This is a genomic window from Saccharicrinis sp. 156 (assembly GCF_050589685.1).
GTDB lineage: Bacteria > Bacteroidota > Bacteroidia > Bacteroidales > Marinilabiliaceae > Saccharicrinis.
Window position 1 is genome coordinate 200257 of the sequence record NZ_JBNGOS010000005.1, and the last position, 22125, is coordinate 222381.

At 40.0% G+C, this 22125-nt stretch carries 18 protein-coding genes; 9 read left to right on the top strand and 9 right to left on the bottom strand.

What is annotated here, in order from left to right:
- Nucleotides 1-30 precede the first annotated feature (30 nt).
- The gene (locus ACRD64_RS04525) at nt 31-1371 is read left to right on the top strand and encodes a DUF58 domain-containing protein (RefSeq protein WP_430932028.1); all 1341 of its coding nucleotides are present in this window, start codon (nt 31-33) and stop codon (nt 1369-1371) included.
- Between the two features lie 305 nt (nt 1372-1676).
- On the opposite strand, the gene ACRD64_RS04530 is transcribed toward ACRD64_RS04525, so the two are convergent.
- The 8 genes from ACRD64_RS04530 to priA form a co-directional block, all read right to left on the bottom strand.
- The gene (locus tag ACRD64_RS04530) at nt 1677-2807 is read right to left on the bottom strand and encodes an AAA family ATPase (RefSeq protein WP_430932029.1); all 1131 of its coding nucleotides are present in this window, start codon (nt 2805-2807) and stop codon (nt 1677-1679) included.
- Between the two features lie 167 nt (nt 2808-2974).
- Entirely contained in the window at nt 2975-4546 is a 1572-nt protein-coding gene (locus ACRD64_RS04535; RefSeq protein ID WP_430932030.1) for a transglycosylase SLT domain-containing protein, read from the bottom strand.
- Between the two features lie 37 nt (nt 4547-4583).
- Nucleotides 4584-5258 carry a DUF5683 domain-containing protein gene (locus ACRD64_RS04540; protein WP_430932031.1) on the bottom strand — a complete coding sequence of 225 codons (675 nt, stop codon included), beginning with the start codon at nt 5256-5258 and terminating at the stop codon, nt 4584-4586.
- A 39-nt stretch (nt 5259-5297) separates the two neighbouring features.
- Complete coding sequence (locus ACRD64_RS04545; RefSeq protein ID WP_430932032.1) at nt 5298-6179, bottom strand: ParB/RepB/Spo0J family partition protein; 882 nt, start codon at nt 6177-6179, stop codon at nt 5298-5300.
- Nucleotides 6180-6309: 130 nt separating this feature from the next.
- Complete coding sequence (locus tag ACRD64_RS04550; protein WP_430932033.1) at nt 6310-7110, bottom strand: ParA family protein; 801 nt, start codon at nt 7108-7110, stop codon at nt 6310-6312.
- A gap of 226 nt (nt 7111-7336) precedes the next feature.
- Nucleotides 7337-8338 (bottom strand): bifunctional heptose 7-phosphate kinase/heptose 1-phosphate adenyltransferase, encoded by a 1002-nt coding sequence (locus ACRD64_RS04555; protein WP_430932034.1) that lies wholly within the window; start codon nt 8336-8338, stop codon nt 7337-7339.
- Between the two features lie 47 nt (nt 8339-8385).
- Nucleotides 8386-9423 carry an NAD(P)/FAD-dependent oxidoreductase gene (locus tag ACRD64_RS04560; protein WP_430932035.1) on the bottom strand — a complete coding sequence of 346 codons (1038 nt, stop codon included), beginning with the start codon at nt 9421-9423 and terminating at the stop codon, nt 8386-8388.
- 159 nt (nt 9424-9582) lie between these two features.
- Nucleotides 9583-12051, bottom strand: a complete 2469-nt coding sequence (gene priA, locus ACRD64_RS04565; protein ID WP_430932036.1) for a replication restart helicase PriA — start codon at nt 12049-12051, stop codon at nt 9583-9585.
- Between the two features lie 390 nt (nt 12052-12441).
- Between priA and ACRD64_RS04570 the strand changes: the two genes are divergently transcribed.
- From ACRD64_RS04570 to pfkA, 6 genes are all read left to right on the top strand, one after another.
- The gene (locus ACRD64_RS04570; protein ID WP_430932037.1) at nt 12442-13335 is read left to right on the top strand and encodes a DMT family transporter; all 894 of its coding nucleotides are present in this window, start codon (nt 12442-12444) and stop codon (nt 13333-13335) included.
- Nucleotides 13325-13813, top strand: a complete 489-nt coding sequence (locus tag ACRD64_RS04575; RefSeq protein ID WP_430932038.1) for a YkgJ family cysteine cluster protein — start codon at nt 13325-13327, stop codon at nt 13811-13813. Before ACRD64_RS04570 ends, ACRD64_RS04575 begins: the two co-directional genes overlap by 11 nt.
- Nucleotides 13814-13874: 61 nt before the next feature.
- Nucleotides 13875-14900, top strand: coding sequence for a type IX secretion system protein PorQ (gene porQ, locus ACRD64_RS04580; protein ID WP_430932039.1), 1026 nt, complete (start codon nt 13875-13877; stop codon nt 14898-14900).
- A 188-nt stretch (nt 14901-15088) separates the two neighbouring features.
- Nucleotides 15089-15796 carry a (d)CMP kinase gene (gene cmk, locus ACRD64_RS04585; RefSeq protein ID WP_430932040.1) on the top strand — a complete coding sequence of 236 codons (708 nt, stop codon included), beginning with the start codon at nt 15089-15091 and terminating at the stop codon, nt 15794-15796.
- A gap of 90 nt (nt 15797-15886) precedes the next feature.
- On the top strand, nt 15887-16768 hold the full coding sequence (locus ACRD64_RS04590; RefSeq protein ID WP_430932041.1) for a 4-hydroxy-3-methylbut-2-enyl diphosphate reductase: 882 nt from the start codon (nt 15887-15889) through the stop codon (nt 16766-16768).
- A 6-nt stretch (nt 16769-16774) separates the two neighbouring features.
- Complete coding sequence (gene pfkA / locus ACRD64_RS04595) at nt 16775-17758, top strand: 6-phosphofructokinase (protein WP_430932042.1); 984 nt, start codon at nt 16775-16777, stop codon at nt 17756-17758.
- Nucleotides 17759-17899: 141 nt separating this feature from the next.
- On the opposite strand, the gene ACRD64_RS04600 is transcribed toward pfkA, so the two are convergent.
- Nucleotides 17900-19153 (bottom strand): ABC transporter permease, encoded by a 1254-nt coding sequence (locus ACRD64_RS04600; RefSeq protein ID WP_430932043.1) that lies wholly within the window; start codon nt 19151-19153, stop codon nt 17900-17902.
- Nucleotides 19154-19366: 213 nt separating this feature from the next.
- Here ACRD64_RS04600 and purH point away from each other — a divergent pair, with 213 nt between their 5' ends.
- Nucleotides 19367-20956: a bifunctional phosphoribosylaminoimidazolecarboxamide formyltransferase/IMP cyclohydrolase gene (purH, locus tag ACRD64_RS04605; RefSeq protein ID WP_430932044.1), complete on the top strand. Its 1590-nt coding sequence runs from the start codon at nt 19367-19369 to the stop codon at nt 20954-20956.
- Between the two features lie 15 nt (nt 20957-20971).
- Nucleotides 20972-21994, top strand: a complete 1023-nt coding sequence (locus ACRD64_RS04610) for a rod shape-determining protein (protein ID WP_430932045.1) — start codon at nt 20972-20974, stop codon at nt 21992-21994.
- The last annotated feature ends 131 nt before the right edge of the window (nt 21995-22125 follow it).

Genomic DNA, 22125 nt, shown 5'->3' on the forward strand with positions numbered 1-22125 from the left:
ATCAGTTTTTAATATCTAATTAAGGTGGTAATGCGTAAATTCTGGAAGTCCCTTTTTATCACAAAACGATTCTTTGCCTCATTGGCACTTATTATGGTGCTAATGATTTTGGGACAGTATTACCAAATGATATTTGTGGTGGGGCAATTAGCATTCTTCCTTTTTGCTTTACTGCTCATTGTGGATAGTTTACTCATGTATGCAGGTAAAAGTTCAACCAGGATTAAAGCCTTTAGGGAACTGCCGGAAAGATTTTCAAATGGTGACGCAAATAAGGTAGAGCTTACTTTTAAAAGCAACTTTAATTTTAGGGTTTCTGTTACGCTTATCGATGAGTTGCCTTTTCAATTTCAGGAAAGGGATTTTAACGAGAAGTTTATATTGGTTTCCGGACAGGAGAAAAAGTTCAGTTACGCGCTTAGTCCGGTCAACAGGGGCGAATATCATTTTGGCGCATTAAATGTTTATGCCCGCTCGCCTATTTCTTTTATCTCCAGGAGATATATTTTTAACCAGGATGCCATGGTGAAGGTGTATCCCAGTTTCATTGAGATGCGCAAGTTTGAGTTAATGGCCATCTCAAACCGGCTCACGGAGCTTGGCGTTAAGAAAATCCGAAAGATTGGACACCAGATGGAGTTCGACCAGATTAGGGATTACATTACCGGTGACGATTACAGAACCATTAACTGGAAAGCCACCGCACGCAAAGGGCATTTAATGGTGAATCAGTACCAGGACGAAAAGTCGCAGCAGGTCTTTAGTTTGATAGATTTGGGGCGAACCATGAAAATGCCTTTCAACGGGATGACCTTGCTGGATTACGCGATCAATACATCACTGGTGATTTCCAACATTGCCATGCTCAAACACGATAAGGCTGGACTTTTTACTTTTAGTAACACCATTCACTCTATGGTTCCTGCGGCTCGTAACGGAAGACATATGCAGCATATCATGGAGGTGCTGTACAATCAGGATACCGATTTCAAAGAACAAAATCTGGAATTGTTATATGCGCAAATTAAGCGAAAGGTTTATCATCGTAGTTTAATGATGTTATACACCAACTTCGAAAGCCTGGGTTCTGCGCGCAGACAAATTCCTTTTTTGCAGAGTTTGGCTAAAAACCATTTGTTGGTAGTGGTATTCTTCGAAAATACCGAAGTGTCAAAAATAACGGAGCAAACGACGGAGAGCATTGAAGATATTTATGTGAAGACCATAGCCGAGAAATTTACTTTCGACAAGAAACTAATTGTCCGCGAACTCAAGCAATATGGTATTCATGCCATTCTTAGTGCCCCTGGAGATTTAACCGTTAATACGGTGAATAAGTATTTGGAGATTAAATCGAGGGGATTGTTGTAATGTCAACCGGCATCAACGGTCCCGATTTATATCTGGAAAGAAGATCTTACATTGTTATGTTTAACCCGGATGATGTATTAGAAGTGTGTAACAGGATTTCTAATGCATATTGCAGGTGTAGTATTGTTTAGATTTTGATCATTGAATTGGCGTTTAAATGAAATCTAATGACAATTTTGGGATGAAGTGCGAACAGCATTTTAATATCTAGCCATGGTCAAAGCCCGGGGATGTTCCAAACAGGGTGCGATGTCCTTTATCCATAGGAGAACAGAGGCCCTTTCCTTTTTAGAGGCCGGTATGGCTTATCGAAAATAGAACCTTCGTAACCAGTGCTTGTATATGGGGTCAAGGATGTTGATGTCTTTTCCCATTATATCAATAATCTCTTTTTGCACTAAGGCTTGTTTAATGCGTTTTACATTGCTGGAAGTACCAAGTTGATATTTCTCAAGTACTTTTTTACTCGTCAAAGAGGTTTGGTTATCAAGAAGGGCGTTTAAAAAACGAACCTGGGTCGTTGGCAGGAGATCGGTCATTCCATGAAATAACAGGCTTAGTTGGTTGATAAGGCTTTCCAATGCGTTTTCTACAATCTCCTCGGTGCATACGGTTTCGGTACGTAACCAGCATTGTTGTGCCAATTGTTGCACATAGTATGAATGCTGTTCTGCATATTCGTGAATAAGTCTGGCGATGGGAGTGCCGATCTTTTTCTGAGTGGATTTAAATCTCCGGATAATAAATTTTTCCCATTCCAAGCCTGAAATCTTTTCTAACAGGATAATATCTCCAAATTTATAGAATGGCATCCTGGAGGACGAAAAAAACTCGATAAGCATGGAACGCTTGCTTCCATATAAACAATATGTTACGTGTTGATGTCGTTGCCAATGAGCCCTGAGTTTTTTCTGAAAATCCAAAGATTTTTTAAATGAGCCAATGTTCTGGAATTCATCCATACAAACAACTAGTCGAATATTTTTGGCTATAGCCAATGATTCTGCCATATCCAGTATTTCGGATGGATTTTTTTGCACTTGCTCCCAATTAAATTCAATATCTATCTTCTGGTCTTGTGCAGGGGAGTACGAAATTTTTGGGATAAGATGTCTGAAAATACCTTTTGCATTATTAAAGAAATCTTCTGCTTTACTCGTACAAGCTTTAATAACCTCATTTGCTAAAAGAAAATAAAATTCTTTTTCGGTTTTAGTGTCGTACAAATCAAGGAATGCAATTTTTATGTGTTTGTCTTTAATTCTTCGGGCTGCCTCTTCAACCAAAGAGGATTTCCCCCACCTCCTGGGTGATATGATAATGGTATTAACTCCTCCTCTGAAATTAAACCCCAAGTGTTCTATTTCCTTTGTTCTGTTGGCAAAGGTATGCGCGTTAGTGAGTTTTCCGTATGTGAATGGTGTTGCCTTATCCATACTTTAAAATTATAATTTATTTATATCAAACAAAAATGTATCAAACAAAAATGTTTTATACAGAAATGATTAACCGAGAGCTGGCATTAGAAATTTGAACAGTGTCAACAAAAAAAACGCCCATTTGAAGGACAAATGAGCGTTTGGGCATTTTGTATAATCTAAAATTAACTTTTAGGTCTTATTTTTAATTTTTGTCCGGGGTTAATTTTTGATGACGCGGTTAAGCCGTTTAGGCGCATAATATCGTTGTTTGAAATACCTGGATATCTTTTGGCAATTGACCATAGGTTATCTCCTCTTCGAACGGTATAATACTCGTAGTTGGCATCTATGGATTGAGATACCTTTTTAGTGGACGAAGGTTTATGCGATGAGGCAACAGTTTTTCCATTTGTAGCTTGCTTTGCCGCATAGCTCATGGTGTTAAACTTTTCGTAATAATCTACTTTGTTTTTGGGTACATATATGACCAATTTTTGCCCAACTTTAATTAAGTTTCTATGGATGTTGTTCCAGTAACGCAAGTCAGAGGTATAAACATCAAACCAATCCGCGATGAGTCCTACGGCATCGCCGGATTTAACCGTGTAATAAACTTTGGCTTTGTTTTTGGGGGCGGCAGGTGCATTGTAGTGGTTCGAAGGGCTTACTACCAGACGGTTTGATGCGAAATACTTTTCGCGTTGGTATCCGAAGATAGAATCTTCCATGGCAATAAATTTCTCCGTTGCATCGAATGGCAGTTTTAAACTATAGGCTTTCTTTTGGGCCGGAACCACATCCCTTCGATATTGCGGGTTTAATGCACGTAATGTTTCTACAGATAAACCCGTAACCGCTGATACTTGCTTAAAATGCAATAAATCTGAAACCATTATGGTATCTGTAGCTTGAACAATATCCGCAGGCTTGGGCTTAATCATGTGTTCGTTATGGTAAGTCATGGTGTAGGCTGCCGCAATAAATGCAGGAACATATCCTCTGGTTTCGCGTGGCAGGCGGTAATATATCTGCCAAAAATCGCGTTTACCACCCGAGCGATAAATGGCCTTGTTTACATTGCCAGGCCCACAGTTGTAAGCTGCAATTACCAAATACCAATCGCCATATATTTTATATAGATCCTGTAGGAATTTTACCGCAGCTTGTGTCGCTTTAACCGGATCCCTTCGATCATCCACATACGAATCTACTTTTAGTCCGTACATTTTACCTGTTCCGTACATAAACTGCCAAAGGCCCGAAGCGCCCGCTCTGGAGAAAGCTCTTGGGTTCAAAGCCGATTCAATAATCGGTAAGTATTTTAATTCCAATGGAAGATTGGCTGCGTCAAGAGCTTCTTCGAACAAAGGGAAATAATAATCGGAAAGACCCAGCATAATTTCAACCTGCTCTCGTTTTTTTTGCGTGTACAGTTGAATATATGCCTTTACTTTTGAGTTATAAGGAAACTCGAGTGGAGACTCAATTTGCTGTAGACGCTTGATGTAGACAGAATCGGGTAAGTCTTTAGGGTAACTTAAAGGTGTGTTATTTACTTTGGTTTCAGCAGTAATTTTAACGGTGTCCAGATTTTCGGTAAAAAAGCCTGCTTCCACGTTGTTGTCTAACTTTACTGAATCTTGTTGTAATGTGTCAGCAACCACAGTTAGTGAGTCCGTGATTTCAATTTCCTGCGCTTGCGTATAGTTAAATGCTGTAATTGCTACTGCACCAATCATCAAAAACCTTAACATTTTCCTATTTTTTATTGTTGTGTTGATAAATTAAATTTTAAAAGGTAAACCTTATTTGCATGCCTATGCTATTAAAACCGCCATACATAGGTGTGGCCGTTGGTTCAATATGCATGCTTAGATCGTTACTCACATCAAACGTTTTAAAGTGAGCGTCTACACTGGCATCTACTAAATTTAATACGTAAACCAAGGCCAGGCCTACATAACTTAAATCTCTGTATCTTTTATAATAATCTCTTTTATTTTCTAATGCCGATTCAAACCAGTCGGCATAAGAACTGTTTGTTTCGAGTAATGTTTCAAATTCTTCCAATGTTGTTCCGCGCGGGCGTACGTTTTCATTCAAATAACTTGTGTTACCCGGGTCTTGAATCAGGTAATCGCGATACGCCCTTCTGTATTTTTTATAGTTTGTGGTGTTAAAATCCAAACCATAAATTACACCACCAATTCCTGCATATAAAATAGGGATTTTCCAATACTTTCTGTTATACGCCTGTCCCAATCCTGGCAATATAGCGGAATAGAATGTTGCTTTATGCGGCGAATGGGGCTCTACTACAACCGGTTTGGTATCGATGGTATCTGCCGAAACAACGTTGAATTTATTGTTTTGGGCATTTGCTTCGTGGGAATAGCCAAGCATCATTACCATAAATATGGCAACGAGGAAAATAATCCTATCTTTCTTCACCGATAAAAAATTCAAATAAACATTTTTTGACAACAGGTGCTGCAACAGCAAAAACTATTCCTTTGTGTTCGCTTTGTCTAATATAGCAATGATCCTTTCCAAATCTTCGTCCGATTTAAAAGGGATCACAATCTTACCGTTTCCATTTTCGTTGCGGTTAAATTGTACTTTAGTATTAAACACAGAAGAAATTTGATTACTTAATTGTTTGTATTCTTGCGGCAGTGCCTCTTTTTCTTTAGCGGGATCTTTTTCAGGTTTAGGGGCATTGATCTCTCTGACAACCTCTTCCACTTTGCGCACGGAATAGTCATTGGCTATGATCTTTTCGTAAATTTTAATTTGGGTTTGCGCATCCTCAATACCAATGATAGCACGGGCATGTCCCATTCCCAGTTTTTTATCGCGCAAGCCTAATTGAATCTCACCCGGAAGTTTTAACAAGCGAAGATAGTTGGTAACCGTAGCACGTTTTTTACCAATTCGCTCCGACATGCTTTCTTGTGTAAGATTGCATTCGTCCATTAACCGTTGATAACTGATGGCAATTTCAATGGGATCAAGGTCTTCGCGCTGAATGTTTTCAACCAGAGCCATTTCAAGCATGGTTTCGTCGTCGGCAGTACGAATATAGGCGGGTACTTTTTCAAGTCCAACAATTTTAGAAGCTCTGAATCGGCGCTCACCTGCAATCAATTGATATTTATTACCACTCTTACGAACGGTAAGCGGTTGAATAACACCAATTTCTCTTATTGAGTTTGCCAGCTCCTCTAATTTTTCCTCATCAAAGCGAGAACGAGGCTGCCATGGATTGGCAACAATTTTACTCATTTCAATCTCGTCCATTCCCTCCAAAGGTTTTCCTCTGGTTACCTCATCGGCATTATCTATTAGAGCTCCCAGCCCTCTTCCTAAAGCATTCTTTTTTGCCATCCTACTACTATAATTGCCATCCGGTGCTTTCCGTATGACTTTTGATTTCTTTTGTTATTTGTAATGACGAAACCGTTCTTGTTGCATGTCGCAAGTAGAGAACGGCTTCCCTATATGTTTAGTATTTCGACTACTTGATAACTTTATCCTTGTTGTCGATTTTGGTCATGTTATTTTTTTGTAACAACTCCCGGGCAAGGTTTAGGTAATTGATCGCTCCCTTACTCGAAGCATCGTACTCTACCACTGCCTTACCATAACTAGGCGCCTCGCTCAGCTTAATGTTACGGGTAATCAACGTCTCGAACACCATGTCCTGGAAATGACGCTGAACCTCTTCCACCACCTGGTTCGATAATCTCAAACGCGAATCGTACATGGTTAACAAAAATCCTTCAATCTCTAAAGTGGTGTTTAGTCGGCTTTGGATAATCTTAATGGTATTCAGTAACTTCCCAAGGCCTTCAAGCGCAAAGTATTCGCACTGAACCGGTATTATAACTGAGTCGGCTGCCGTTAACGAGTTTACCGTAATTAAACCCAGTGAAGGAGAACAGTCAATAAAAATAAAATCATACTGATCTCTAATCTGGTACAACACATCTTTTAAAACATTTTCCCGGTTTGGTCGATTAAGCATTTCAATTTCGGCACCTACCAAATCGATGTGCGATGGTAAAATATCCAATCCTTCTATATCCGTCTTAAGCAAAGCGTTCTTCGGATCGATACCGTCTACGATACATTCGTAAATACTTGCTTCAATTTCTCTCAAGTCAAAACCATAACCAGAAGTAGCGTTTGCCTGCGGGTCGGCATCAACAACCAATATTTTATATTCCAAAACAGCGAGGCTTGCTGCCAGATTAATTGCTGTAGTTGTTTTGCCAACACCTCCTTTTTGATTTGCAAGAGCAATAATTTTTCCCATATTACGGAAATTAAAATGATAATTTAATTCTATAATTACTAGCTAGTGTCGTTGTATTTTACTGTAATTCAGTTTTCTAGCGTTTGAAATGAGCGGCTTAACCACACCATATTCTGTTGCTATAAAAGTCAGTCAAAGTTAAACTTTTAATTAAAAAATCATATACGAAAAACGTTTAAAAGTTTTGCTTCAGCTTTAAAGTTATAAACGGTTGTAGGATAAAGGTTTATAATTTGATTTTTCGAACACATTCTTGCAGAAGTAAGTCTTTGTTAATGGGGACTACCCCTGACTCTTCGCATACCAATCCTCCGGCCATATTGGCTATTCTTGCAATCAGACCGGGTTCCATTCCCTGTATAAGACACAGTGAACTAACACTAATGACCGTGTCGCCGGCTCCCGAAACATCTGAAATGCTTCTGACTTCAGCAGGTACAATGGCTGAATCACCTTCTTTATGATTAATGAAAACCCCACGCTCAGAAAGTGTAATCATTAGAATATCAATATCTTGTTCGAGCTGAAATTTTTTGCCTGCTTCAACCAATTCTTTACTTTCGCTTTTGTTAAGTTCCAGCTTACAGCCTTCGTTAAATTCCTTAAAGTTGGGTTTAAAAAAGGTAACCCCTTTGTAGTCGTTGAAATTTCTTTTTTTGGGATCAACCAACGTGGGAATGCCTTTTTCATTGGCCAGTTTAACTACTTTTTCAATCACGGATGAAGTGATCACTCCTTTGTCATAATCTTCAAAAATAATGGCATCAATCCGATGGGTTTCTAACACATGTATTAGTTTTGCCATCAGTTTTTCTTCGGAATCATGATTGATGGGCGTGCATATCTCTTCGTCAACCCTTAGTAGATGCTGATGCTGGCTGATTACCCTGGTTTTTACCGTAGTCTTTCTGTGATGGCAGGTGACAATACCTTCCTTGCTCATCTTTTGCGCCTTGAGCAGTTTGAAAAAATCATGACTGCGAATATCGTCTCCAATTACGGAGCATAAAATTGGATTGGCGCCTAATGCCTGAATGTTTAATGCAACATTGGCAGCTCCACCCAATCTGTTTTCTCTTCCAATTCCTGATAAAATAGGCACGGGTGCTTCCGGCGAAATGCGGTTCACATCTCCCCATAAATAGGAGTCGATCATTACATCGCCCAATATTAAGATGTTTTTATCGTTAAAAGACTGAAATAAATTTGAAAAATAGTCTTGTGGCATGCTTTTGATTTTGCACAAATATATAAAAAAAGGCCAAGTGCCTTTGATTATCTAAATCTATTCATCGTTACTTCCGGGTGCAGCACCTTTTTTTCTTCAAGATATTCAATCATTTGGTTTGAGAAATACGGTGCTAACATAACGCCTTTTGTTCCAAGTCCATTAAAATAATGTACGTTATTGTATTTCCGATGGGTGCCTAGCACAGGTCTTCGATCGCTAACTGTAGGTCTAATGGCAGTTTTATGCCGGAGAATTTTAAATGGCTTATTTAGTATGGAGGACAACTTTTCGCTTAAATAGTTGCGATCTTGCTCAAATGCTGTAAAATTTAAACCACTCCAATTATAGGTGGAACCAGAAAGGAATTCCCCTTTAGATTTTTCCATTAAAAACACCATTTTATTGATGATATTTTCCAGTTGAATTTCGTCAATGGAAAGGTTAATTACATCGCCTTTGGTAAGCTTATAGGTTACTTCGGGAAACAAAGGGTTGTCGATAGCAAATGCCCCTTCACAGAAAATAATGTTTTTAAATTGAGAGCCTTTCCAGATAATGCAGTCTTCTTGAATGTTGATGTCGTCGTAATAAAAATGATCATACACCAAATGATTATAGTGTAACAATTCTTGATGGAAATTTTCTTGCAAAGCCTGTAAATCAATAAAACCAGAATCGGAAATGGTAGCTGAACCGTAAAACTGATGGATGCCATGGATACTTGTTCCCTTCTCAAGCTTTTGGATATACTTCTCTATTTCGGGATCTTCCAACTTGCTTGTCCATCGCCTATACTCATCCTCCGTTACCAGTTTTACAATTGGGGTAGGGTAAATCAGTTTGGTGTGAAGTCTTTCTTCCAGCTCCGAGAATGTGGAATACATCTCTGGAAGCAGGTCATCCACCATCCAACTCTTGGTGATTCTCCGGAAAACTAAGGGGTTGTACATGCCTGCTGCAACCGAAGTGGCTGAGATCTGGTTTTTATCTGCTACGGCTAAAAAAGATTTGTTTCGTTGCATTAGCTGATTTGCGATTAGCATTCCTGCCAATCCTTGTCCGACAATTAGATAATCCTTCAACGTGATATTTGTTTGGTGATGTAGGTTAATAACCTTAAAGAGTGAGAATTGTTGCAGTAGGTTGAGCAAGGGCATAGATCCTGGTAGGGATAATATTGGACATGAAAGCCGAAGGTCTTCCAGGTTTAAACCTCGGTGCCGTTGTCTCTCTGCTTTTATCTACATAGGATCAACATCCGCCTGTATCACCACGGCTTTAAATCCCGGGTGAGAAACCACTGTGTTAATGGCATCCCGCAACATTTCTTTCACTTTGATAAGAGATACTCCTCCTTCTATTTTTAGCATGATTTTGCGGATATGCCAGTTTTGAATTTTGCTGACAGTGGGTGCCTGAGGACCCACCACGCGCTCCTTGAAAAGACCACGAAGGTATTGTCCGAGATAGTCCGAGGCTTGATTGACTGTATTTTGATTTTTATGTTTTACCGTAAGGTGGATTAAACGATAAAAAGGTGGGTATTTAAATAGTTCCCGCTCGGCTAATTCCGACTGGAAGTGATTTTTAAAATTGTTATTGATCACATTTAATATGACAGGATTATCCGGATTAGAGGTCTGTAAAATAACAGTTCCTTGTTTGTATTTACGTCCTGCGCGCCCGCCTACCTGTGCCATCATCTGGAAGCTGCGTTCGAAGGCCCTAAAGTCGGGGTAGTTCAGCATGCTGTCGGCATTTAGTATGCCCACCACGCTAACGTTGTCAAAGTCCAATCCTTTGGAAATCATTTGGGTACCAATTAGGATGTCTACTTCGCCCCGTTCGAAATTACCAATAATGGTTTCGTGTGATTTGCGGGTGCGTGACGTGTCCAAATCCATTCGTGCCACTTTGATTTCCGGGAAGATAATTTTTATATCTTCCTCAATTTTCTCGGTGCCAAAGCCTTTGGTCTGTAAGGCCGGGGAATTGCAGGCTTTGCATGTTTTAGGCAAATAACTTGAATGACCGCAATAATGGCACACCAGCTGATTGATGTGCTTGTGATAGGTCAAGCTTACATCGCAAAAGTCGCATTTAGGGACCCAGGAGCACTGTGTGCATTCCAGATAAGGAGAGAAGCCTCTTCGGTTTTGAAATAGAATGGCCTGTTCCCCGTTGTTAATGGCTTTGGTGACATGCTCTATCAGGGTGGCCGAAAAATGAGCGTGCATCCTTTTCTTGCGCTTTTCCTCCCGCACATTGACGGTAATTATTTGAGGCATCTGAATTCCTTCAAACCTTTCAAATAGTTCAACCAGACCGTACTTGGCCAGCTGCGTGTTTCTGTAGGTTTCGATAGAAGGAGTGGCAGTTCCCATAAGTACCTTGGCTTTATGCATATGTGCCAGAACCATAGCTGCATCGCGCGCGTGATAGCGAGGAGAAGGGTCGAATTGCTTGTATGTGTTTTCATGCTCCTCATCCACTATGATCAAGCCAAGGTTGTCAAACGGGAGAAAAATGGACGAACGTACCCCGATCACCACTTTGTAATTCTCTTGGTGCAATATATCGTTCCATACCTCCACGCGTTCCGCATCGCTATATTTAGAATGGTATATGCCTATTGCGTTACCAAATACTTTTTTCAGGCGACCAGTGATCTGAGTGGTCAAGGCGATTTCAGGCAGCAGATACAGCACTTGCTTGCCTTTATCAATTTGTTCCTTGATAAGGTGGATATATATTTCAGTTTTTCCACTGGAAGTTACACCATGCAACAGCACCGCGTCTTTCTCTTTAAATTGTTGCTCTATTTGCTGTTTCGCATTTTGTTGTGCAGGATTAAGTTCATGTAAACCATCTGTTAAAAGTGTATCGGTTTGCAATCTTGAGATGGCCGTTTCAACTTCCAGCAGCACCCCTTTTTTTATCAACTCATTTAATACCGATAGTGAGGCCCCGCTTTTTTCTTTCAACAGGTTTTTTTCTATAGCCTTGCTGTAATTGTTTTTATTGGCTCCTCCAATGATGGTAAAGAATACCATCAGAACTTCCAATTGTTTTTTGGCCCGGCTTAATTCCGTGAAGACATTTTGTAATTTCTGATCGTGACAGTACTCGGGTGCCAGTTGCACCAGCTTCTTGGTTTTAGGTTTGTACCCGTCTTTAAGGCGTTCGCTTACAAATAAAGCTTCTTTATCGAGCAAAGACTTAATAATGGGCAGGGAGTTTTTCAGCTCGGTAATATTGTTCAAATCCTGAACGGTTGCCGTTTTTTTCTCCGATAGAAAGTCTAACACCATGGTTTCTTTGGGGGTGAGTTTTTCCTCGGGAACCCAATTGGTATTATAATGAACTTTGGTTTCGCTCTCCAGCTTTAAGCCGGAAGGTACGGCAGCTTTATATACCTCGCCCAAAGTGCACATATAGTATTCGGAAATCCATTTCCAAAAAAGCAACTGTGTTTCGTTCACGATGGGCGTGCTATCCAAAACAGAAACGATTTCCTTGGTCTCGTATGCTTCTGGTTTTTGATCGTGCAGGCTATATATTATGCCCGAATAATATTTTTTTTTACCAAAAGGAACTACCACGCGCATACCAATTTCCACATCATTTATCCACCTTTGAGAAATCTCGTAGGTGAATAATCGGGGCAATGGAACGGGTAATATAATATCTGTGTAAAATGTGGTCTCCATACAAAAGATAATTCATGCAAATGTATAGAAATTTTATATGTTGGTTGTGTTTATGAGTGTTGGAAATATGTAAATGCTTTCGTTTCAATCGGAATCAAAAAGTCTGCGCCGGTTTTTAGGTGCATGTGCGGCACGGACATGGATTTCCCTTTTAAAACATTATTTCCACCTCACACCTCTGTGTTCTTGGAAAGAATCGGGAGCTTGTTCCGCGGCATTACAGAAGGCTCTGCAGAAGACCGTGCGTACTGTTCCTATTAGGGTATTTTATGCTGGGGGGAGGCTGCATAACAAAAAAACAAATGTTAAAAGAATATCCCGCGCGGTATTACGAGAGACTCTGATTTATCCGTACAAAATACCTACTTTTGCGGCTCGTTGTTAAAGGTTATGTCAAAAACAAATATATCTTCCATCATATACATCATCATGTCCATGATTTTTTGGGCATTTTCCTTTGTGTGGGTAAAAGTAGCTTATGAATCATTTGCGCCCATTTCTACCGTTCTGATGCGGTTAATCATCAGCTCTGGGTTATTGTTTTTGTTTTTAATTCTTACAAGAAGAATGACTGCTTTAAACAAGAAAGATTACAAACTCATTTTATGGCTTTCTTTTTTTGAGCCTTTCATGTATTTTATGGGCGAGAGCTTTGGCATGCAGTTGGTATCAAGTACACTGGCGGCAGTTATCATATCTACGATTCCATTGTTTGCTACTTTTTTTGCCTTTCTGTTTCTAAAGGAAAGAATAACGGTTTTGGTAGTGTTGGGAATGGCTGTTTCTTTTTTTGGCGTAGGGACCATGATATTTGAGAACGGGTTTGAACTCAATGCCTCGTTACTGGGAATCATGTTGATGTTTGTAGCGGTTTTATCAACAATCGGCTATTCCTTGACATTGAAAAAGCTGGCTCAAAAATATTCTCCGGTCAACATTATCGCTTATCAAAATTTTATTGGAATATTTATGTTTCTACCTTTTTATTTTTTTTGGGAACATAAAGGTTTGATGAGTGCCAAGCATACTACGGATTCCTGGTTGGCCATTATTCAACTAGCCATTTTTGCATCCTCACTGGCTTTTATATTTTTTACAAAGGCCATAAAGAACCTCGGTGTAGCCAAGTCGAATATGTTTATTAATCTTATCCCGGTGTTTACAGCCATCTTTGCCTGGTGGTTAAGAGGTGATGTTGTCGATACGCAGAAGGGGATGGGTATAGCGATTGTGGTAACCGGACTTTTTGTGTCGCAGATGAAAAGGAGGAAGAATGAAGCTTGATTTAGACAGATATAAAGAACTGGCCAACAATAAAGCCAAAGAAAATAAAGCCTTTGTTGCTCGTTTACGTAAAAAGAAGCCTAAAACCTTAGACGATTCTGTTTACAATGCCCATGTTAAAGCTTTTGAGAATATTGATTGCTTGGGGTGTGCCAATTGTTGCAAAAGCATCAGTCCCATAATAATCGACCGTGACATTGACCGTATAGCCAGGCATCTTATAATGAAAAGGCCAGATTTGATCGATCAATACTTTGAGATAGATGAAGACCAGGACTATGTTTTTAAAGAAACGCCGTGCCCATTTTTAATGCCCGATAATTATTGCATGATCTATGAAGTTCGTCCGCGGGCCTGCAGAGAATACCCCCACACCGACCGAAAACGTTTTTATCAGATATTAAACCTCACCTTTCGAAACTCTTTTGTGTGTCCGGCTGTTTACGAGGTGTTGGAAACGTTGAAGAAGGAGTATTAGAATAAACACTAAAACTTTATATTTGTCGTTTTAAGAGTTAGTCAAGGAATAAGTGAATAATATGCAAAAGTATTTATATGTAATATTGTTGGTAGCAATAACACAAACAATCGGGGCACAGCGTGGCGGAGAAAGCACTTATGATTTCTTGAATCTGACCAATTCGGCCAGGGTGGCTGCTTTAGGAGGCTCCAATGTTTCCATCACAGATAACGACATAAATATGGCCTACCATAATCCTGCCTTGTTGCAAAAGGAAATGGACGAGGCCATGGTGTTGAACTATGTTCCTTACATGACCAATATAAATTATGGTTATGTGGGCTTTGCAAAGCATTTTGAAAATGTAGGTACATTTAGTTTCGGTATTCACAACATCAATTACGGCGATTTTCAGAGAACCAATGAAATTGGTGAGGACATGGGGATTGCTACTGCTGCGGAGTATTCTTTTAACTTCACCTATGCCCGTCAATTATCACCCACTCTATCCATGGGTTTAACGGCAAAGCCTATCTATTCAAAGCTGGATGTTTACAGCTCGTTCGGTATTGCAGCCGACTTTGGGGTACATTATCGAAAAGCCGAAAAGAACTTTTCGATGGGTATTGTACTGAAAAATGTTGGGTCCCAAATCTCATCTTACGATAATATTCAAGAAGACATGCCGTCCGATTTACAAATTGGATTTACCAAGAAATTGGCACATGCACCGTTTCGTTTCTCCTTGACCATACAAAATCTGTTGGACTGGGATTTAACCTACACACCCTATGATGCTGAAAATGCCAGTAATTCGGGAATCTCCAACGAATCAGATGATTCGGGTTTTGGTGACAAAGCGCTTCGGTACATGGTTTTTGGAGTAGAGTTTATGCCGTCTAAAACCTTTCATGTAGACTTTGGCTATAATTATCGCCGAAGGCAAGAGTTAGGTTATGAGGAACGTATGTCAACCGCCGGATTGTCCTGGGGATTCGGATTCCGGGTTTACAAATTTTTATTCTCCTATGGTTCGGCACGTTACCATTTGGGAGGTGCATCCAATCATTTTTCAATATCCACCAACTTATCTAATTTTAAATAGGCTGTCAAGCCTTCTAGAATGGATTACGAACTATAATTTAACCACATAGCTATTGTGAGCGTGGATTTTTTAAGCTTTCCTATGGATTGGTTTAGGATGTAGCCTATTTTGTTTTTTAAACATCTTTAATTTGCCAAATTTGTGCAATCAGTAAACAAAAGTAGTATTTTTACCGGCTCAAATAAATTATGATGACTGATACGATCTCAAAATTGGTGATTGCCATTGATGGTTATTCCTCGTGTGGAAAGAGTACTGTAGCCAAAGATTTAGCGAAACTGTTAAATATTATTTTTATCGATTCTGGCGCCATGTACCGATGTGTGACGCTCTATGCACTGGAAAACAATATTATAAAAGACGGTGTCATTCATCAGGATTTTCTGAAGCAAGCTTTAGATAAAATCTCCATTTCTTTTAAATTCGATGCCCAAACCAAAACCAACGAAACATACCTAAACGGGAAGTTAGTTGAAAAAGAAATAAGAGGTCTGGAAGTGAGTAATCATGTTAGCATGATAAGTGCGCTAGGTTTTGTTCGCAGGAAAATGGTTCAACTGCAACAAAAGATGGGAGAAACAGACAGTATAGTAATGGATGGTAGGGATATTGGTACCGTAGTTTTTCCCAATGCCGACCTGAAGCTGTTTATGACAGCTTCGCCTGAGATTAGAGCCGGGCGCCGATTCAAGGAATACCAGGAGAAAAACGAAGCCATCACTTTTGAGGAGGTGCTGGAAAACGTGAAAAAACGGGACCATATCGATGAAACACGAGATGAAAGCCCACTTAAAAAGGCCCATGATGCCCTAGTGTTGGACAATGGAAAAATGACCAAAGAAGAGCAACTCGAATTTATCGTTAGTGAACTAAAAAATAGAATGTTGATTAAGTAAGTGTGTTTATAGTAAAAGGTATCTTGCAGATGTTAAATTTTTTTAAATCGCGTAGCTGCTTGTTAAAGAGTGAGATAAATTTCCATAAAAATGTCATCTTTACACATCGAAATTGATCCGGCCTCAGGTTTCTGCTTTGGGGTTGTGAAAGCTGTTGAAGCCGCGGAAGCAGAGCTTGAAAACAATGATATCCTCTATTGTTTGGGCGACATTGTTCATAACAATATGGAAATGGAAAGGTTGGAGAAGAGAGGATTGAAGTCGGTTTCTAACAGGGAGTTAGAAAATCTTGAAAAACAGAAATTTCTTATACGTGCCCATGGTGAACCACCCACCACCTATCAGAAGGCTAAAATAAACGGTCAACAGGTAATCGATGCAACTTGTCCTGTGGTTTTAAAACTTCAAAAGCGAATTAAAACCTCCTGGCATATGCTGAGAAAGATTAACGGACAGGTTATTATTTATGGGAAGAAAGGTCATGCCGAAGTAGTGGGATTGTTGGGGCAAACAGAAAATGAAGCTATCGTTATTGAATCGATGGATGAAATATCCAAGATTGATTTGAACAAGGCTACCCATTTATATGCACAAACCACCAAAAGTATTGATGAATTTAAAAGTATCGCCACCTATCTGAAAGAAAACATCAATACGCAGGTTGAGTTTAAATCCTTTGATACCATTTGCCGACAGGTATCCGGTAGATTACCCAAGTTGATGCTTTTTGCCCGAAAGCATGATGTTATGGTGTTTGTTGGAGGAAAAAAAAGCAGTAATGCCAAGATGCTTTACGCCAAGTGTCTGGAAACCAACAAACATTCATATTTTGTAAGTGATGTCGATGAATTGAAGAAAAAGTGGTTCGCTGAACCTGTTCAGTCTGTTGGCATCAGCGGAGCTACTTCCACGCCTCCCTGGCTGTTGGAAAAAGTGGCCCGACATATTAAAACGATAACAAAAGACAAATAAATATTTATGGGACAAGTGACTAAAGTTGGAGTGCTGACCTCGGGAGGGGATGCTCCGGGAATGAACGCTGCCGTAAGGGCAGTGGTTAGGGCGGCTATCTATCACAAGCTTAAGGTGGTTGGTATCAAGCAAGGGTATCATGGCATGATTCAGGGCAGAATGGAGCCCATGACGTCCAAATCAGTAAGTAATATTATTCATCAGGGTGGCACCATTTTAAAATCGGCACGGAGCGAAGGGTTTAGAACGCCTGAGGGTAGAAAAAAAGCCTACGAAAACTTAAAAAAGAGAGGTGTTGATTGTTTGGTTGTAATTGGAGGTGACGGCACTTTTACCGGTGCCCGTATTTTCGGACAGGAATACAATATTCCTATTGTTGGCGTTCCGGGAACCATTGATAACGATCTTTACGGAACGGATTATACTATTGGTTACGATACGGCGCTAAATACCGTTACTGAAGCGGTAGATAAAATACGGGACACAGCCAGTGCCCACAGTCGCCTTTTCTTTATTGAGGTAATGGGACGCGATGCGGGTTTCTTAGCTTTGCGAAGTGGAATCGCTTCGGGAGCGGAAGCTATTCTGGTACCGGAAATAGATACGGATTTTAAACAGTTATATACTTTTCTGGAAAAAGGGTTTAACAAGGATAAAAGCAGTAGTATTGTTCTGGTAGCCGAAGGCGAGAAAATCAGCGGTGGAGCCATTCAGGTGGCCGAGAGGGTTCAGAAAGAATATCCGGATTACGATACTCGTGTAACTATTCTTGGGCATATCCAACGTGGAGGTTCTCCAACAGCGTTTGATAGGGTAACGGCGAGCCGTATGGGGGTTTCGGCCATTGAAGCGCTTATGGATGATCAAAAAAGTATCATGATTGGGTTGGTGAACAAAGAAATCACCCATATTCCGTTCAATCAGGCCTTAAAAAATAAAAAGAAATTAAATCCTGCATTAGTGGAGTTGACAGCGATTTTGTCGATCTGATTTATAGGGATGATAAGAACCTACCTGCCCCAGGCTGGGTTTAAACCCAGCCTGGGGCAAAAGGAGGTGATTGATATATAAAAAGCAGCTTATTACCTTTTGTCATACTGCGGTCTCCCTGTCTGGCTCTCGCTTTGTGTTTTAATTATTAATAGCCACAACAGGATCTAACTTGCTGGCTCCGTTGGACGGAATATAACCGGAAACCACGCCCAGGAAAATAGAGATAAACAACCCCCTAAAAATATTCCAGAAAGTAAGCTGGATGCCCAAATTCATAGTGGAATTGGCTACTTGAATAACAATAAAAATAAGCAGCAAACCAATTGTGCCTCCCAGAAGACTAAGAAAGATACTTTCGAAAAGAAACTGCCATAAAATAAATCTTCGTTTGGCGCCCAAAGCTTTTTGGATACCAATAATCCGGGTGCGCTCCTTTACGGAAACAAACATGATATTGGCTATTCCAAAACCGCCAACCAAAACCGCAAAAAAGCCGATAAACCCACCCGCAATATTCAATATGCCAAACAGTCCGTCGAATTGCTTTTGGACAATACTTATTCTGTTGAGCGCAAAAGTATTTCCCTGCTTGGGTTTTATTTTTCTTTCGGCCCGCAAAATCCCTTCTAATTCGTTCATTAAATCCTCGGCTGTAACCCCTTCTTTTGCTTTAACAATGATAAAAGGTTGAACGCTTTCGCTGCGAATATTAAAAATACTCTTGGCGTAATTGACAGGTATGATGATGTTGGTATCTAAACTGTTGCCGAAGATATCCTTGCCCTGGCGGAGTATTACGCCCACCACGGTTAGTTTTCGCCCTGCCATTTTAATACGCTTGCCAATCGGATCGACATCTCTAAAAAGTTCGTCGGCAATTTCGGCGCCAATAATAGCAATGTTGCTTCCGTTATTCGATTCAAATGGAGAAAAATAGCGTCCCTTGCTGATCTCAAAATTCCAGTTCTGGTCAAAATCGTGGGATACACCAAGAATCTGCACGTTGTCGAAAAAGTTATCCTCAAAAATTATTTTTTTCTGTGCCGAAATCGCAAAAGTAGAAGCCTCTGCCAATTGAGAATTTCGTACAATCACTTTTTGCTCGTTCAAAGTGGGCAAGGGGCGGTTTAAGTAGCGCCACCATGGATATTCGGTTTCTCCCTCAGGTGGAGTCCACGGCCATTTTTGCACATAAACAACATTGTCACCCAAGGATTGAATGCTATCACGGATGCGACTTTCGAGATAATCGATTAAAGTAAAAACGGAAATGATGGAGAATATGCCAATGGTGACTCCACTCAAAGTTAGTATGGTTCGGAGTTTGTTTGATCTGAGTGCATTAAGCGCAAAAAGAAGACTCTCCCTTAAAAATTTAAATACGATTATCATATCAGCTTTTCTTATCCACTATAAATCTATCAAGAAAATTAATTACAACCTTGATAAATGTGCTTATTTTCTTAATTTTGCCCGAAGTGAAGCATTTTTGCCTATTTATTTGTGTAACAAAACATATAAACATGACGTATCTATATTTTCTTACTCAAAAGAATGCTTTACTTCAACTTGAATTTTTCAATATCGCATAATTATTATTAAAAGATGAGTAGCTCAAAAAAAATTAAATCGGCGCTTATTTCGGTTTTCCATAAAGATGGATTAGACGAGATTGTTAAAACACTGGATAAGCTTGATGTTCAATTATACAGTACCGGGGGTACAAAAACATTTATCGAAGATTTAGGCGTTGAAGTAACTGCGGTTGAAGATATAACCGGATACCCTTCTATTTTAGGAGGCAGGGTTAAAACACTTCATCCAAAGGTGTTTGGAGGTATTCTGTCGCGCAGGGAAAATGATTCCGATAAGGAACAATTAATGGAGTTTGACATTCCTGAGCTTGACCTGGTTATCGTTGATCTTTATCCGTTTGAAGCTACTGTTGCCTCTGGAGCACCTGAGCAAGACATCATCGAAAAAATTGACATAGGTGGTATTTCCTTAATTCGTGCTGCTGCCAAAAACTTTAAGGATGTAGTTATCGTTCCTTCAAAAGAACAATATGCCGACTTGGCCAAAGTGCTAACCGAATATGACGGCGTAACCACCATTGATGAAAGAAAAGCCTTTGCCGGAGCTGCCTTTGCTGTTTCGTCACATTACGATTCTGCCATCTTTAATTATTTCAATCCTGATGCGGACAATATGGAGCGTATCAGCTTGAATGACGGAGAAGTTTTACGTTACGGAGAAAATCCTCACCAGCAAGCTACCGTTTACAAATACAACAATATTAAAGAGGGTGCTTCGCTGGCCAATGCGAAGGTGCTACAAGGAAAAGCGCTGTCATACAACAATATGTTGGATGCTGATGCTGCTTGGAAAGCTGCCAGTGATGCATACCATTCGGTAACCAATATGGACAATAAGCAAGCGGTAGCGGTGGTTAAGCACCTAAATCCTTGTGGTTTGGCAGTGACGAACGATATCGCAAAATCGCTCGAATTAGCTTGGGCAGGCGATCCTATTAGTGCTTTTGGTGGCATTATTTGCTTTACCGGAACCGTAACCGGCCCTATTGCCGAATGGTTCTCAAAAAGATTTGTAGAGATTATTATTGCACCGGAGTTTACCGAGGAAGCATTAGGTATTTTTGCTAAGAAAAAGAATCTGCGCTTATTGGAAACCCCTATAAAAAATGAGATTACCGGAGAAAAACTAATCCGTTCAGTTAGTGGAGGTATTCTTGTTCAGGATGAAGACGAAGGTGTAGATAAAGATTTTAAAAACGTAACTAAACGCGAGTTTGATTCCCATAAAATGGAATTGGCTAAGTTTGGTATTACAGCGTGTAAGCATTTAAAAAGTAATGCTATTGCTATTGTTACCGAGAACGAAGATGGCTCTTTTTGGTTAACAGGTGCAGGTATGGGACAGCCTAACCGTCTGGACAGCTTACGTCATTTAACAATGCCTCGTTTCAATTTGAAAGAAGGTGTTAAAATAGAGAATTCAGTGGTTATCTCAGATGCGTTCTTCCCTTTCCGTGACAGCATTGAAGCGGCGAACAAATACAATGTTAAATATATTGTCGAGCCAGGGGGAAGTATTCGCGATGAGGAAGTTATTGAAGCATGTAATGAATTTGGAATAGCCATGCTATTTACAGGTAAACGTCATTTTAAACATTAAAAACATCCAAACCCAATGGGATTCTTTTCATTCTTATCTCAGGATCTTGCCATGGATCTTGGTACGGCCAACACAATTATCATTCATAATGATAAAATTGTAGTGGACGAACCTTCAATTGTGGCACTTGATCGCAGAACCGACAAGTTAATAGCTATCGGTGAGAAGGCACGCCAGATGCATGGTAAAACACACGACAATATCTATACTATCAGACCGTTAAGAGACGGTGTTATCGCCGACTTTAATGCTGCCGAGCAGATGATTAGAGGTATGATTAAGTTAATTAATACGTCCTCAAGATTATTTACGCCATCGTTAACCATGGTTATATGCATACCTTCGGGAAGTACAGAAGTAGAGATCAGGGCAGTTCGAGATTCAGGCGAACATGCTGGTGGACGCGAGGTTTATATGATTTATGAACCAATGGCAGCGGCTTTGGGTATCGGACTGGATGTTGAGGCGCCACAAGGTAATATGGTGGTGGATATAGGTGGTGGCACCACGGAAATTGCAGTTATTTCGTTGGGTGGAATTGTAACCAATAAGTCGATACGTATAGCGGGTGATGATCTTACAGCCGATATCATGGAATATATGCGCCGTCAGCACAATATTAAAGTGGGTGAAAGAACGGCGGAGGAAATAAAGATTCATGTGGGTTCGGCACTACCAGAGTTGGAAGAGCCTCCAACTGACTATATTGTTCAAGGTCCCAATCAGATGACAGCGTTACCAATTGAGGTGCCTGTATCATACCAGGAAATTTCGCACTGTTTGGAAAAATCCATATCGAAGATAGAAACAGCTATTTTAAGTGCGTTGGAACAAACCCCTCCCGAACTTTATTCAGATATTGTGAACAACGGTATTTATTTAGCAGGAGGCGGTGCTTTGTTGAGAGGTTTGGACAAAAGATTGACCGATAAAATTAATATTCCTTTCCATATCGCCGAGAATCCGCTGCATGCAGTGGCAAGAGGCACTGGGATTGCATTGAAAAACAGGCATAAATTCTCATTCCTGATGAGATAAGTTATTCGATAGAAGCAAAAAACCCGGTTCTGAGTGAAATCTCCTAACCGGGTTTTCTTTTTTAACAGCGATTAATTGTATTTTAATATCGTAATCAATCAATCTTTTCACTGAAAAAACTAACTTTATCC